General features: G+C 59.9%; 10 protein-coding genes. 6 read left to right on the top strand and 4 right to left on the bottom strand.

What is annotated here, in order from left to right:
- The first annotated feature begins 6 nt into the window (after positions 1 to 6).
- Positions 7 to 894 carry a serine hydrolase family protein gene (locus tag QP977_RS04135; RefSeq protein WP_049170092.1) on the top strand — a complete coding sequence of 296 codons (888 nt, stop codon included), beginning with the start codon at positions 7 to 9 and terminating at the stop codon, positions 892 to 894.
- Positions 895 to 945: 51 nt separating this feature from the next.
- Here QP977_RS04135 and QP977_RS04140 read toward each other — a convergent pair whose 3' ends face one another.
- The 4 genes from QP977_RS04140 to QP977_RS04155 all read right to left on the bottom strand — a co-directional run bounded on the left by QP977_RS04140 (position 946) and on the right by QP977_RS04155 (position 4171).
- Positions 946 to 1296, bottom strand: coding sequence for a branched-chain amino acid transporter permease (locus tag QP977_RS04140; RefSeq protein ID WP_049170093.1), 351 nt, complete (start codon positions 1294 to 1296; stop codon positions 946 to 948).
- Entirely contained in the window at positions 1293 to 1976 is a 684-nt protein-coding gene (locus QP977_RS04145; protein ID WP_049170132.1) for an AzlC family ABC transporter permease, read from the bottom strand. Before QP977_RS04145 ends, QP977_RS04140 begins: the two co-directional genes overlap by 4 nt.
- Positions 1977 to 2087: 111 nt before the next feature.
- Positions 2088 to 2729 (bottom strand): YqgE/AlgH family protein, encoded by a 642-nt coding sequence (locus QP977_RS04150; protein ID WP_016421725.1) that lies wholly within the window; start codon positions 2727 to 2729, stop codon positions 2088 to 2090.
- Positions 2729 to 4171 (bottom strand): CCA tRNA nucleotidyltransferase, encoded by a 1443-nt coding sequence (locus QP977_RS04155; protein ID WP_016421726.1) that lies wholly within the window; start codon positions 4169 to 4171, stop codon positions 2729 to 2731. The genes QP977_RS04150 and QP977_RS04155 overlap by 1 nt, the downstream gene beginning before the upstream one ends.
- Positions 4172 to 4331: 160 nt before the next feature.
- Between QP977_RS04155 and QP977_RS04160 the strand changes: the two genes are divergently transcribed.
- The 5 genes from QP977_RS04160 (at position 4332) to trxB (ending at position 13271) form a co-directional block, all read left to right on the top strand.
- A complete protein-coding gene (locus tag QP977_RS04160; protein ID WP_191622131.1) occupies positions 4332 to 5189 on the top strand; it encodes an NUDIX hydrolase in 858 nt (285 codons plus the stop codon).
- A gap of 6 nt (positions 5190 to 5195) precedes the next feature.
- Complete coding sequence (locus QP977_RS04165; RefSeq protein WP_070546007.1) at positions 5196 to 7733, top strand: hypothetical protein; 2538 nt, start codon at positions 5196 to 5198, stop codon at positions 7731 to 7733.
- 27 nt (positions 7734 to 7760) lie between these two features.
- On the top strand, positions 7761 to 11369 hold the full coding sequence (locus QP977_RS04170) for a murein biosynthesis integral membrane protein MurJ (protein ID WP_070827212.1): 3609 nt from the start codon (positions 7761 to 7763) through the stop codon (positions 11367 to 11369).
- A 199-nt stretch (positions 11370 to 11568) separates the two neighbouring features.
- A complete protein-coding gene (locus QP977_RS04175; RefSeq protein ID WP_065421637.1) occupies positions 11569 to 12168 on the top strand; it encodes a sigma-70 family RNA polymerase sigma factor in 600 nt (199 codons plus the stop codon).
- A 164-nt stretch (positions 12169 to 12332) separates the two neighbouring features.
- A complete protein-coding gene (gene trxB, locus QP977_RS04180; protein WP_005511625.1) occupies positions 12333 to 13271 on the top strand; it encodes a thioredoxin-disulfide reductase in 939 nt (312 codons plus the stop codon).
- The last annotated feature ends 181 nt before the right edge of the window (positions 13272 to 13452 follow it).

The following is a 13452-nucleotide window of genomic DNA, read 5'->3' on the forward strand; positions in this document are numbered from 1 at the left end:
TTTGTTATGAACGCTCGTCATCGTCTTACTCCACGGCCTTCCCGCGCGATTCGCATGGGTCTTACCGGTGTCATCGCTGTCACCAGCCTTCCGCTGGCAGCTGGAAACGTCGCTGCGGCTCCGCAGCCAAAACTGACTCCGCAGGGCACTATTGATGCTCCGGGGCGAACCCAGATCAGCTTTACCCACACCCCAAGTGGCACGCACTACGGTACGGCGAACGAGAATGAAGCTCGTCCGGGGCTTTCGATTGTCAAGCTCTACATTGCGGACTACGTCTTCAAACATGGCACAGAAGCGGACAAGGCGAAGGCCACAGAGATGATTCGCTACTCCGATGACAATATCGCCAGTGAGCTCTATGGCCGTTACCCGGATTCCATCAACGCCACTGCGCGTGAATACGGCCTCAGCAACACCCACGATGCAGGTCACTGGGGAAATTCAACTACGTCCAGCGCGGACACTGTGAAGTTCCTGGAGGCCAAGAAGCGTGAGAACACTTCTGACCCGGTTCTGGTTGCTATGAGCACCGCGTCACCTGTGGCAGCGGATGACTACCGTCAGGATTACGGCACCGCCACGCTGCCGGGTGTTATTGGCACAAAGTGGGGTTGGTCCGATGACCGCCAGAGCGTTCACGCCTCGGCATCCATTGGACCTGACTTCAGCGTCGCTGCTAACACCTACGGCACGAAGGAAACTCACACCAGCGATGTTCAGAATGCCTTCGACGGCACGCTGGGCACTCCATCGCTGCCGGACATCCCAGGCGTCCCGAACCTGCCCGAGAGCCCAAATCTCGGCGAACTACTGAATCTGCCGGAATCCCCGCAGCTGCCCCAGATTCCGGGACTACCGGACTTCACTGGTCAGGTACCGGCACAGTTCTAGCCACTGCCGCTAGCCACTGGTCCGCTGGCACCGTCCCACACACAGCGCACCTCACGCGACAAGGTTCACGAGGACCATATACAGCGCCGTGCCTACAAAAATCGAAATCACGGTGTTGCGCCGCCACCAGTGCAGGCCAACGGTGACGGCCAGCGCTACGGGCACGGCCCAGGCAGCGCCGGGGTCGCCACTCTCACCGCTGAGTCCTAGCCGCCCGAAGACGGTGTAGGCAACCAACGCCACCATGACTCCAACCGGCATGGTCGTGCCGAGGAACTCGAACAGGGGAGACCCCTTCAGAGTGCGCACGAATGCAAACGGCAGCGCACGCAGCGCAAGAGTCACCGTACCCATCGCAAAGAGCGCGGCAAGCACATAGCCGGAATCGGGCATCGCGGTCATGCTCGCTCTCCCTCCGTCGTACGCTGATTGCTTGCCGACGTCATGCGCATCACCCGATCCACCCGCGGTGACCACACGCGCAACAGCAGCAGGCCGAAGTACATCAGCAGTCCGATAACCAGCATCTGGTTCGGGTTAATCAGCCAGCCCACCAGCGTGCAGACGATAGCGGACAGGGGCAGTGACCAGTCCTTAGAAGTCTCAAACGCGTCCATGGCCAGCACCGTAAAGAGCGCCACCAGTGCGAACTCGGCACCGCGGATACCCTCGGGCAGTGCTGCGCCGGTTAGCGCCCCGACAATGCCGGAGCCCACCCACAATAACTGGCAGAGAATCTGAATCGTCAGCAGTCGGTGGCCCGACATCTTTTCGGTCGGATTTGCTGCAGAGACGATGGCATACGACTCGTCGGTAAGCGCGTATGTGGAATATGCGCGGCCGAGACGAGACTGTATCCGGTCGCGTGGGAACGTCAGTCCGTAGAAGACGTGGCGGAAGTTGACCATAAAGGACGTCACGGCACAGCCGAGCAGACCCGTATGCGCCATAACCAGGCCGACAGCGAGGAATTCCATCGACCCGGCGTAGACCACGAAGGAGAAGATGGGGGCCCACCACCAGCTAAAGCCAGTTTGTGCGATGAGCAGGCCGAATGCGAGCCCTAGCGGAATGAGTCCCATGCCCACGGGCAGTGTCTGCCGGATGCCGGCAGCTATGTCGCTGCGGTCGCTGTTTCCTGTGGCGCTACTTCCTTCAGCCCTGTTTCCTTCGGTATTGATGTGCTCACTCATCTAGTTGTCACGTACATCTACGGGATAGGTGCCATACAGTGGCAGCGGCCAGGGCTGACGGCGCATGCAATCACCCCAGATGTCCGCGGCAGCAGGCGCGAGTACATCTGAGGGCAGGGCAGGGGCGACGTACCAGTCACCGCGCTCGAGCTCGTCTTCCAGCTGCCCCGGATCCCAGCCTGCGTAACCGGCGAAGATGCGTGCGCCATCTATGCGGTCGCGTACGCCCTCCGGCTCCGCACCGAGGTTGACCAGCGCAAACCTGTGAGCGATGCGTTCCATCAGCGGGGCACCGGTAATACTGTCGGTCTCCTCTGGGAGGGTGGCACCATTTCGCACCACACCAATGCAGATTGGCTGTGTCTGGTTGACCGGACCCCCGACGTAGAGCACCGGCGGCTTGGCCATCAGCGGCGCCCAAGGCTCGAGCACATTGTGCACCGGCGTCTGCGAACGCTGCGTGAGATCGACACCAAGGGTGCCGTGTTCATCGTGCTCAATAAGGAAAATCACCGAGCGGGAAAACTCCGGCGAGAGCATGCCGGGTGCTGCGAGCAGCAGCATCCCGGCAGCCGGGTCGTTGCGCTCAAGGCTGGTAAAAAGCCGGTCGCCGTAGAGATTTTCCGGATTAATCGATGCCATTAGCTCTCACTTTCGCTTTCAGCCTGCTCACCGGACTGCTCGTACCACCATTTCTTCAGCGCCAAGATAGCATCTTCACGCTCCAGCGGACCGGACTCCAATCGCAGCTCTTTCAGGTAATTCCAGGCCTGTCCGACTTCTTTGCCGGGCTTCAGGTCCAGAATTTCCATGATTTCGTTGCCATCCAGGTCGGGGCGGACGCGTGCGAGGTCCTCCTGCTCGGCGAGCTCCTTGATTCGCGCTTCCAGGCTGTCGCAGGCTCGTGCGAGGCGTGCTGCTTTACGACGGTTTCTCGTCGTACAGTCGGCCCGCACGATTTTGTTGAGTCGTTCCAACAGATCTCCGGCGTCGTTGACATAACGTCGCACCGCCGAGTCCGTCCACTTGCCTTCGCCGTAGCCGTGGAAGCGCATGTGCAGGTAGACCAACTGCGAGATTTCGTGGTTGGTCTTCTTCGGGAACTTCAGTTTCCGAAGGCGGCGCCGCACCAGCTTCGCACCAACCACTTCGTGCTGGTAAAAGGTGACGTTTCCCTGCTCGTTGTAGGCACGGGTAGCGGGTTTGCCGCAGTCGTGCAGCAGTGCCGCCCAGCGCAGTACGAGGTCCGGTTCACCGGGTTCTTCCTGGTCAATAGCTTGCCGCATGACCTGCAGAGAGTGTTGGTAGACATCCTTGTGCTGGCGGTGTTCATCCTGCGTCATGCGCATGTCGGAAATCTCCGGCAGCACGCGGTCGGCCAACCCCGATTCCACCATCAGGTCGATACCTCGGCTTGGGTCCGCACCCAGGATGAGCTTGTTCAGCTCGGTGGAGATGCGCTCGACCGTGATGCGGTCAATTTCGCTGGACATTTCCTTCAACGCCTTGAGCACACGCGGTGCCACATCGAACCCCAACTGGGATGCGAAGCGGCAGGCACGCAGCATCCGCAGGGGGTCGTCGCCAAAACTGACCTCCGGCGCACCCGGGGTATCCAACACACCCGCGACAAGATCCTCGAAACCTCCGAGCGGGTCAAGGAAGGTGCGGGTGCCGTCACCGTGGAGCTCCACGGCGATGGCGTTACAGCGGAAGTCACGGCGGATTAGATCGCCCTCCAACGTGTCACCGAAAGTGACCTCCGGATTCCGGCTGACCTGGTCATACGTATCCGCGCGGAAGGTGGTGATCTCCACCTGACGGCCATGCCGTTCCGCGGAGAGTGTGCCGAATTCAATGCCGGTATCCCAGACAATGTCCGCCCAGTCATCGAGGATTGCGCGTGTCACCTCCGGGCGCGCGTCGGTGGTGAAATCGAGATCCACGCCCAGTCGCCCTAAGAGAGCATCGCGCACAGAACCGCCCACGAGGTACAGGCGATGGCCAGCTGCACTAAACGCAGCTGCCAGCGAATCCAGGATCTCCGACTCCTTGGCGATTGCCTGATCCGCCACTGCCAGCATTGCCGTCCTGCGCACCTGTGGGTCCGCGTCAGCAGTCGCCGGAGTAGCACCGTGAGGTGTAGTCCCTCCGGGCTGGTCACCATTTGTCGTTGAAGGAGTCGATTGTGTCACGACCGACACAATACCCGCTTATACCTATAAACCCGGTAGTCTAAGTGGAATGAACAACGTGGTACGCAATGACAACTCGGCGGCGAAGAGCCGTCGACGTCGTCGGCGACCGCGCAGAAGGGGTGGCGTTTCCTCGTCCACCAACACTAGCAACGCTACTACCAGCGGAAATTCTGCGAAACGTAGTGGCTCCGGTGCCAATGGCCCCCAAAAGGCCAAGCCAAACTCCGGTGGCGCCAAGAAATCTTCCAAATCACCGAAGTCGGCACGACCCTCGAAGCAGTCGAACAACCGCGGTGGCCGTAAGAACGGTCAGGATAGGACCAATCGCCGTCGTCACGCACAGACGAAGCGCACAAACAATCGCCGTGCGCACTCGTCGCGCGCGCAAAATGCAGCGCCGATGCAGACCTCGATTGAGACTTCGGCGGGCGGACTGGTCGTCTCGGGGCTTGCCGAGGCGGTCGGAGATGGCGGCAAGGTCAACCTGTCACGGATTTATGTCGCGCTCATTGGTCGGCACGATCGTCGCGGGCGCCTGCTGTGGTCGATGCCTAAGGGCCATGTCGAACCCGGCGAAGCTTTCGCTTCCACCGCCGAACGTGAGGTGTGGGAAGAAACGGGCATTCGCGGCGAGGTCATCGAAGAGCTCGGTGTGATTGACTACTGGTTTGTCTCCGATGGCACGCGGATTCACAAGACCGTGCACCATCACCTTCTGCGCTACGTCGATGGCGATTTGAACGACGAAGACCCCGAGGTCACCCAGGTCATGTGGGTCCCTGTAGACACCCTGGTGGAACGGTTGGCCTACGCTGACGAACGCAAACTGGCCCGGCGCGCGCACAATCTGCTGCCCGATCTCGCCCGCGCGGAAAAGCGAGCAGGCCGGCAGACGCCGAGGTGATTGCGCATGTTCAGGTTGCAGTTGCCAAGAAATGTTGTTCGTAAAGTCACGGCCGCTTCCGCAGCGCTCATACTGTGCTTGCCGACGACCGTTGCGCCCCCAGCTTTTGCGCAAGATGAGCAGTTGTGGGGCAGTGGCACCAATCGTGTCGGTGAACAGGGCCCCCTTCGGCTTTCGATAACCAGCTTCACTCCGCATGTCGCGGCTCTGCATTCGACACTGACCATCAAGGTGCAGGTGCACAACACCTCCGATGCGGATATCAGCAATGTTGCGCTGCGCCCACAGCGGGCCGGCGCACTGGCTTCCTCTGCAGATGCGCGGACGATTCTCGCTGAGCCTGAATCGGTGTTTGATGTGGCTGGGACCTTCAGTGCCCCCATCGAGCTGAAAGCGGGGGAGAAGCGTGAGGTTACGCTAAGTGTTCCTATCTCCGCACCGTCCCCAGAAGGACTCGACATCACGGAAGCCGGCACGTTTCCGCTGCTCATCAATGCTAACGGGCAACCGGCAGATGACATCGACCGCCTGCTGGCGGAAACACGCGCACTGCTACCGGTGACGGATCCGCAAGCCGCAGGTGATGAGCCGGAACCGCCTGCCGGTGATGAGAACGACAACGATGAGACCGACAATTCCGATGCGCCCACCCGCCGCGACCCAGTGCCGTTTTCGCTGATTTGGCCCATCAGCCAGCCAGTGCCACTGGTCGGCGGTGAGACCGGTGACGCACCCTCGTCGCCGAATCTCATCCTCACCGACAATTCTTTGGCCGAGTCTCTCGAACGCGGTGGCCGCCTCGACGGTTTGCTCACCTCGTTGGAAAAGGGCTTTGCCGGCCCGGATGGGCAGAGGTTGCGGGAATCGACCTGCATCGCCATCGACCCGGAGACCCTCGACGCAATCTCCAGGATGACCCGCGAATACTGGATTGGCACCAGCCGCCCAAGTCCTGTGGAGTCCTCTCCGCGACTGCGGGATTCCTGGGGAAACGCGGATGACACCAATCTCACGCATATGCCCGCCAGTGACAATGCTGCCGCCTGGCTCAATCGGCTGCACGATCTCACACAGGACACCTGCACACTGTCACTGCCGTGGGGCGGCACCGATGCCAGCGCCGTGGCTCGCGTGGGGGATCACGAGCTTTCGATGGAGGCACTCGCCGCTGGTCGGCAGACTATCGCCAAGCATTTGGACGTTCAGGCACTGCCGGGCCTCTATTTGCCGGCCGAGGGATACGTGACGTCGGAAAGCGCCCCGCTGTACTCGGCGGCCACGGCCCTGAACGGGACCACCCCGGAGCGCGCATTCGAAAACCGCGTAGATACCAGCGAGACGATGCCACCCTCGCCCACTCCACCCGAAGCCGCGCACGACACCACCGTGTTAGTCGCAGACAACACCGCCTTCACCGCCGATGGTCAGACACTGCGCCCCGGCCATAGTGGCGTGCTTGCCGACGGTAGCCGCGCCTTCGCCCTCCCTGGGGCACTGACAACCTCTCTGGCTGCAACAGGACGGTCTCCCCAGACTGTGGCGTATTCGAATTTGCTCGGACGCTACGATTTCCGAATCGACTCCGAGGCTGCACGGATGCAGACAGCGATTGGCACTCTGTTCCAATCACTGACTGATTCGGATGACCCTCGCGCGGCTGTGGTGGCAGCACCACCGTCCGGTTGGGATCCACGCGCTAGCGACGCTGAAGATTTCATGGCCGCGGTCCGGAAAGCCGTGGACGATAACCTGGCTGAGCTGACTCCGCTGATGGACTCCATCACCACTTCAGCTCACGACCTGGATGCGGGCTCGGTTACTCCAATTGACGAACTTGCCGATCCCGCGCCAGTGAGTGAGACGCTCGTGGAGAAGGCTCAACTGGCCTCCCGCGAAATCACGGACCTGACCACAATCATGTCCAACGATCCCAATGTCGCACTGACACGGTATGAATTCACCCGTCCCCTGCGGCACGACTTGCTGCGCTCGTTTACAACTCTCGGCCGGCGAAATCAGCTGCAGTCAACTGACGTGCAGCGGCGGAGCGAAGAACTCAGCGACCAGGCACTGATTATGAATCGACGCCTGCGCAATTCGGTGACGTTGGTAGCTCCCGGCGGTGTCTACACCCGCGCAACGCAGCTGTCGCCGATTGCGGTGCTGGCTCGTAATGGCCTGCCGCTGCCGGTTCCCGCGTTCGTGCGCGTCGGCGCTGGAGATTCGGTGTTGGAGGAGAAGTATGAGGCCGCCATCCCCGCCAAGGGGTCGGTGACTGTTCAGTTCACTCCGAAGTCGGGTGATGATGCAGAATCCACTCCGGCAACCAATGCTCCAGAGGGAGACCGGCCACGGGATAGTGGAGACAACTCCCACAATCTGTTGCTGTGGCTCGAATCACCTGGCGGCACGCCCATTTCCCGATCAGTGAGTATTTCCGTGCAATCGGGCGCTTCGGTTGGGGTTTTGGCTATCGTGACCCTCGTCATCGTCACTGTTGGTGGGTTTTTTGCCGCAAAACGGTCACAGTACTTTCGGAAATAGACCCCCTTTTAAGCAACAATAGGACATGTGACTGACTCAGACGCGCATAAATCTGGACTTCGAGGCCGCATTCGTCGCCCCGCGCCACCGGCTCCGGTTCCGGCGGCGCGGCCAACGGCTGAATCTCAGCCGGCCGAAGCGGCCCCGGACCTAACTCGCGTATCCGGCCATAAGGCAAATGCCGATACCGCCACTGACGCGATGACGGAATCGGCATCACCATCGCCAGCAAAGGCGGCAACTGCGACAGCAACCGCTTCCAGCGATTCCTCCGCAGGCTCGACGGCGGACGCAAATCAGGGACAGTCGAACTCGGACATCGTCGCCTCCACGGGCTCGATGGCAATCGCTACCCTGATTTCGCGCATTACGGGTTTTTTGCGAAACCTGCTCATCGGCGCGACGCTGGGTCCGGCTGTGGCTTCAGCCTTCAACGTCGCCAACACACTGCCGAACCTGATTACGGAAATCGTCCTCGGCGCAGTGCTGACTTCTCTGGTGGTGCCAGTGTTGGTGCGCGCGGAGAAGGAGGATCCAGATCACGGTGCCGCCTTCATTAGACGTCTCTTGACTGTCTCTATGACGCTGTTGGCAGTGGTGACGGTGCTGGCGGTGATAGGTGCGCCACTGTTGACCAGATTGAGCCTTAACGAGGCCGGTAAGGTCAACGTTCCGCTGGCAACGTCATTTGCGTTCTTACTATTGCCGCAGATTATCTTCTACGGCATATTTGCGCTGCTCATGGCGGTGCTAAACACCAAGGGAATCTTTAAACCCGGTGCGTGGGCACCTGTCGCCAACAACGTCGTGGCCATTGCCACGCTCTTGCTATATCTGTTCCTGCCCGGCCAATTGAGTCCGGATTCGGACGGTTCACTCTCCGATCCGCACATCCTGCTTTTGGGTCTTGGTACCACCCTGGGTGTCGTCATTCAGGCAGCCATCATGATTCCCTACCTCAAGCGCGCGGGCATTGATTTGCGTCCGCTGTGGGGTATCGACGACCGCATCAAACAGTTCACCGGCATGGGTGTCGCGATTATTACCTACGTGGCAATTTCCCAGGCTGGTTACTTCATCACCACCAATATTGCCTCGACTGCCTCCAAGGCCGCGCCGACGATTTACCAGCAGGCGTGGCTGCTGTTGCAGGTGCCCTACGGCATCATCGGCGTTACCTTGCTGACCGCCATCATGCCGCGACTGTCCCGCAATGCAGCCGACGGCAATGATGGGGCAGTGGTCCGCGATCTGTCCATCGGTACCCGCCTGACCATGATTGCGCTGGTGCCGATCGTTGCCTTCTTCACCGCATTCGGCCGCCCCATCGCCGTCGGTCTTTTCGCGTATCTGGAGTTCCCCCGCGAAACCGCAGAGATTCTCGGCTGGACGCTGTCCTTCTCGGCGTTCTCGCTTATTCCATACGCCATTGTGCTTTTGCACTTGCGCGTTTTCTACGCCCGTGAAGAGGCCTGGACCCCGACTTTCATCATCCTCGGCATTACCACCGTCAAGGTGATTCTGTCGTTCTTCGCTCCTCGTCTGGCTTCTGACGACGAGACCGTCGTCGTGTTGCTCGGTGCCGCCAACGGTTTCGGTTTCGTCGCCGGCGCAGTAATTGGCTTCTTGCTCTTGCGCCGCACTCTCGGACACTTGGACAGTAAGGCGACCGTCCACACCGTGCTGTGGGCACTGGGGGCGTCGCTTGTCGGTGTCGCCGTTGCTTGGGGCGCATTCGCATTGACCGACCTTGTGCTGTTCGATTTCTTCGGTTCCTTCGGTGTGCTACTGCAGACCATCGTCACCGGCGTGGTCTTCCTCATCGGTACCGGCCTGGTGCTCGCTCAGGCTCCATTGGAAGAGGTCCGCGTTCTGGGTGGCTTCCTCGGCCGCATTCCGGGTCTACGTCGCTTTGCTCCGCAGCCTCATGCAGCCGACAATGCCGTCGCCGACCGTGAGGATATGGAGCGCGAACGTGGCTTCGCCGCTGATGCTTTCTCGATTGCCCCGTCGAACCTGATTGGCGAGGCCACGGGTCTGGCAAACGAGGGCTTCACCGCTTCGCCGCTGTTGCCGCCGATGCCGACGCAGGGTTCTCGCCCGACCCGCTATGTACCCGGCGAGATGGTCTCAGGTGGTCGTTTCCGTCTGCGTTCTGAAGTCGCGACCTACCCAGGTCTGCGCCTGTGGCGCGCCATGGATATGGGAGATCCCGACAACTCAGATGTCGCACTTGTCTTCGTCGACACGATTGCACTGCCGTACTACGACACTTCGCCATCGGTTGCTGCCCAGAAGATTGCCACGACGACCAACGAGCTGCGTGACCTGGCCGGCACCGGGATGTCCCGCATTCATAGCGTGGCGAAGACACGCACCGAGGTGCTCATCGTCGCCGACTGGACCAGCAGTATCGGTATTGAGCGGTTCGATCAGGCCGCCCACCCGGATGCCCTGGCACTCGCAGTAGCATCACTTGCCGAGACAATCGCCGACGCCCACGAATCTGGACGTTGCCTTGGCCTGACAAACAAGCCTGGGCAATTGCGCATCAGCAGCGACGGCCACATCTACGACGCTTTCCCCGTCGTTTTGCCCGATAGCTCGCAACGTTCGGACTACAACGCGTTGCTTTCTGTCATCGACGAGCTGTTCTACAACGTGCCAAATATCCCCTCCGATATTTCTGCTGCCATCGACCGCGCGAAGCAGGTTCGCCCGGAGAGCTTCAACCAACAGGAGTCGCCAGCTCGCACACTCGCGGAGGATTTCCGCACTGCAGCGCTCGGCCCCGACTCTTCGGAGTTTCTCGCAATCGACCCCGACACCGGTGCGCGCGAATCCATCGATGCCGACGGTGCAGCCCAATCAAACGCTCACCACACCAAGAATCGCACCCGCGCATTCAGCACCGGCGCAGTCGTTGTCGGTGTAGTCATTGTCGGTGCACTTGTCGCCGCGGGCATCTTTGGTCTGGTTAACCGTTCCTCGGACGCACCGATTAACTCCGAGTCGGTACGACGCGGCCCGGCTCCGATCACGACGCTTTCGCTTGCCGACGCTAACGAGTGGCAGGCCGACAGCGACAACCCGGCAGCCGGTCCAGACAATCCGGACATGGCTGAGCTGACCATCGATAATGACGAGGAAAGCTTTTGGGTAACTTCGACTTACCTCAGCCAGTTCGGCAATCGCCCAGAGGACTTCAAACCTGGCGTTGGTATTCGGGTCACTCTCGATGAACCGGCAACCATTCGAGAGCTTAAGGTCGCGGCGACCCCGGGCGCGCACATTGAAGTTCGCGGCCTACGAGATGCTGACTCGACGAACTTGGATGACACAACGGTTCTCGGAAGCGCTACTGCCACCTCAGGTACGACGACCATCGAAATCGATAGCCGCGACACTGAGTGGAAGAACCTTGTTGTCTGGATCTCCGGCTTGCCGACGGCTGCGGAAGCGGTAGCCGACAGCGACTCAGACACTGACGCTGATACAGATGCTGATACAGATGCTGAGTCGCAGAATTCCGATGCGGACAACCCACTTGTCGGCGACCGCAATCTGGCTGAGCAATCTCCGGATTCGTTGCTGCCAGTTGCTATTGGCGACATTCAGGTGCGTGGTACGGAATAACGCTCTGAGCTTGCCTTAGGTGGCAACAGTTCAAGTTGTCCCAAGTTATCCACAGCTACTGGGACGTTTTGAAATTCATCCACAGCCCGCGGTCTCCACGGCAGTTTTGCCAAGCGGAGAGCGCGGGTTTCGTGTTTGCATAGGAGCCATGAACTTTGGGGGAAGAAATCGAATTGGGGACAGTCACCGTAAGGCCCGCATGGGTCGGCGACTGGGGGATTGTGGCGTCGTCGGTATGCAAAAGCATGCATCTGCGGACGAGGTCGATCGTGAATTATTGAAGGCGCACCTGGCGGGGGATCGTCGCGCGTTCGCGGTGTTGGCACGGCGTTATTATCCGCAGTTGGTAGCGATGGCGCGGCGCTATCGTCGGGATGATTTCGATCCCTTGGATGGGGTACAGGAGGGGCTGGCGCGGGCAATTGCGGGGGCGGCGAATTTTCGCGGGCGTTCGACGGTGGCGACGTGGCTGACGTGCATCGTGAAGAATGCGTGTATTGACCACAACCGCGGTCGTTTCGGGGAGATCCCTCTCTGCGATAAGGAGGAGGATTTTGAGACGTTTATGAGTTCACAGCCGATTCCCTGCCCGGATGTTCCGCTACGTGTGACTATGGCCGCCGCATTGGAGCAGCTGCCAACGGATCAACGGGATGCCCTGCTGTACTTGGACATCTTTGGATATTCGCTGCAGGAGACCTCTCGCAGTATTGGGCAGCCGAGCGGGACGTTGAAGTCTCGGCGGGCGCGGGCGCGTCGTACGCTTCGGCGACAATTGGAAGAAGTGCAGGTGGCCTAACAACTGCGGAGCAGGGGAGAGGCTGGGGGAATAGAGATGGCTAACCTCACGTTGGTTGAGGTGGCTGGTTCCGGTAATTTCTTTCCCGGAGCTGAAAAATTTGCTTACTACTGAGCATCACTGTGCGCCATGTGATGTGAGAGATAAAAATTATAGGAGTCTTCATGAGCGATATCGTTCACGACCTGATCATCGTCGGTTCCGGTCCCGCCGGTTACACGGCTGCCACCTACGCAGCCCGTGCCGACCTGAAGCCTGTGGTGTTCGAGGGCATCGAGTTTGGCGGCCTGCTTATGACGACTACCGATGTGGAGAACTACCCAGGTTTCTCCGAGGGCATCATGGGCCCAGAGCTGATGGATCAGATGCGCGCACAGGCAGAGCGCTTCGGCGCTGACCTGCGCATGGAGATTGTCGATCGCATGGATCTCACCGGCGATATCAAGTCTGTCTGGGTTGGCGAAGAAGAGCACAAGGCTCACGCTGTCATCCTGGCAACCGGTGCCGCTCCGCGTTATGTGGGTGCTCCGGGTGAGCAGGCGCTGCTTGGTCATGGTGTCAGCGCTTGTGCCACCTGTGATGGTTTCTTCTTCCGCGACCACGATATCGCCGTCATCGGCGGCGGTGACTCCGCAATGGAAGAGGCAACCTTCCTTACCAAGTTCGCCCGCTCGGTGACGATTGTCCATCGCCGCGATGAGTTCCGTGCGTCGAAGATCATGGTCGAGCGCGCGCAGAACAATGACAAGATTCGCTTTGCGACGAACAAGGTTGTGTCCCAGGTTCTTGGTGAGGACAAGGGTTCGGTTACCGGTCTCGAGCTGGAAGACACCGTCACTGGTGAGAAGTCCGTCCTGGATGTGACTGCCATGTTCGTAGCAATTGGCCACGAGCCACGTTCGCAGATGGTTCGCAATCAGCTGGATTGCGATGAGAATGGCTACATTCAGGTAGCCGCTCCGAGCACCCAGACCTCTCTCAAGGGCGTCTTTGCGGCGGGCGATGTTGTTGACTCGCATTACCAGCAGGCAATTACCGCCGCTGGTTCTGGCTGCAAGGCTGCGCTGGATGCTGAGCACTACTTGGAAACTGTTGCTCGGTAGCTGACAGCAGGGCAGTCGCACTAGCTGGATAAACACCTAATAGTTGGGGTATCGCAATTGTTGGATAAGCCCTACGATTGCAGATATCCAACTATGGGGAATATCCGATAGCCGGTAAGCCCAATTGTTGTTAGCTGTAGCTCAATCAGGGCGCAGCAGGACGTGTTATAGCCCGGTACGC

The sequence above is a fragment of the Corynebacterium sp. MSK012 genome, from assembly GCF_030232435.1.
Lineage (GTDB): Bacteria > Actinomycetota > Actinomycetes > Mycobacteriales > Mycobacteriaceae > Corynebacterium > Corynebacterium jeikeium_D.

Coding starts and splice junctions, on each gene's coding strand:
- QP977_RS04135 (WP_049170092.1), top strand. CDS start 7: ATGAACGCTCGTCATCGTCTTACTCCACGGCCTTCCCGCGCGATTCGC.
- QP977_RS04140 (WP_049170093.1), bottom strand. CDS start 1,296: ATGACCGCGATGCCCGATTCCGGCTATGTGCTTGCCGCGCTCTTTGCG.
- QP977_RS04145 (WP_049170132.1), bottom strand. CDS start 1,976: ATGGGACTCATTCCGCTAGGGCTCGCATTCGGCCTGCTCATCGCACAA.
- QP977_RS04150 (WP_016421725.1), bottom strand. CDS start 2,729: ATGGCATCGATTAATCCGGAAAATCTCTACGGCGACCGGCTTTTTACC.
- QP977_RS04155 (WP_016421726.1), bottom strand. CDS start 4,171: ATGCTGGCAGTGGCGGATCAGGCAATCGCCAAGGAGTCGGAGATCCTG.
- QP977_RS04160 (WP_191622131.1), top strand. CDS start 4,332: ATGAACAACGTGGTACGCAATGACAACTCGGCGGCGAAGAGCCGTCGA.
- QP977_RS04165 (WP_070546007.1), top strand. CDS start 5,196: ATGTTCAGGTTGCAGTTGCCAAGAAATGTTGTTCGTAAAGTCACGGCC.
- QP977_RS04175 (WP_065421637.1), top strand. CDS start 11,569: ATGGGTCGGCGACTGGGGGATTGTGGCGTCGTCGGTATGCAAAAGCAT.
- trxB (WP_005511625.1), top strand. CDS start 12,333: ATGAGCGATATCGTTCACGACCTGATCATCGTCGGTTCCGGTCCCGCC.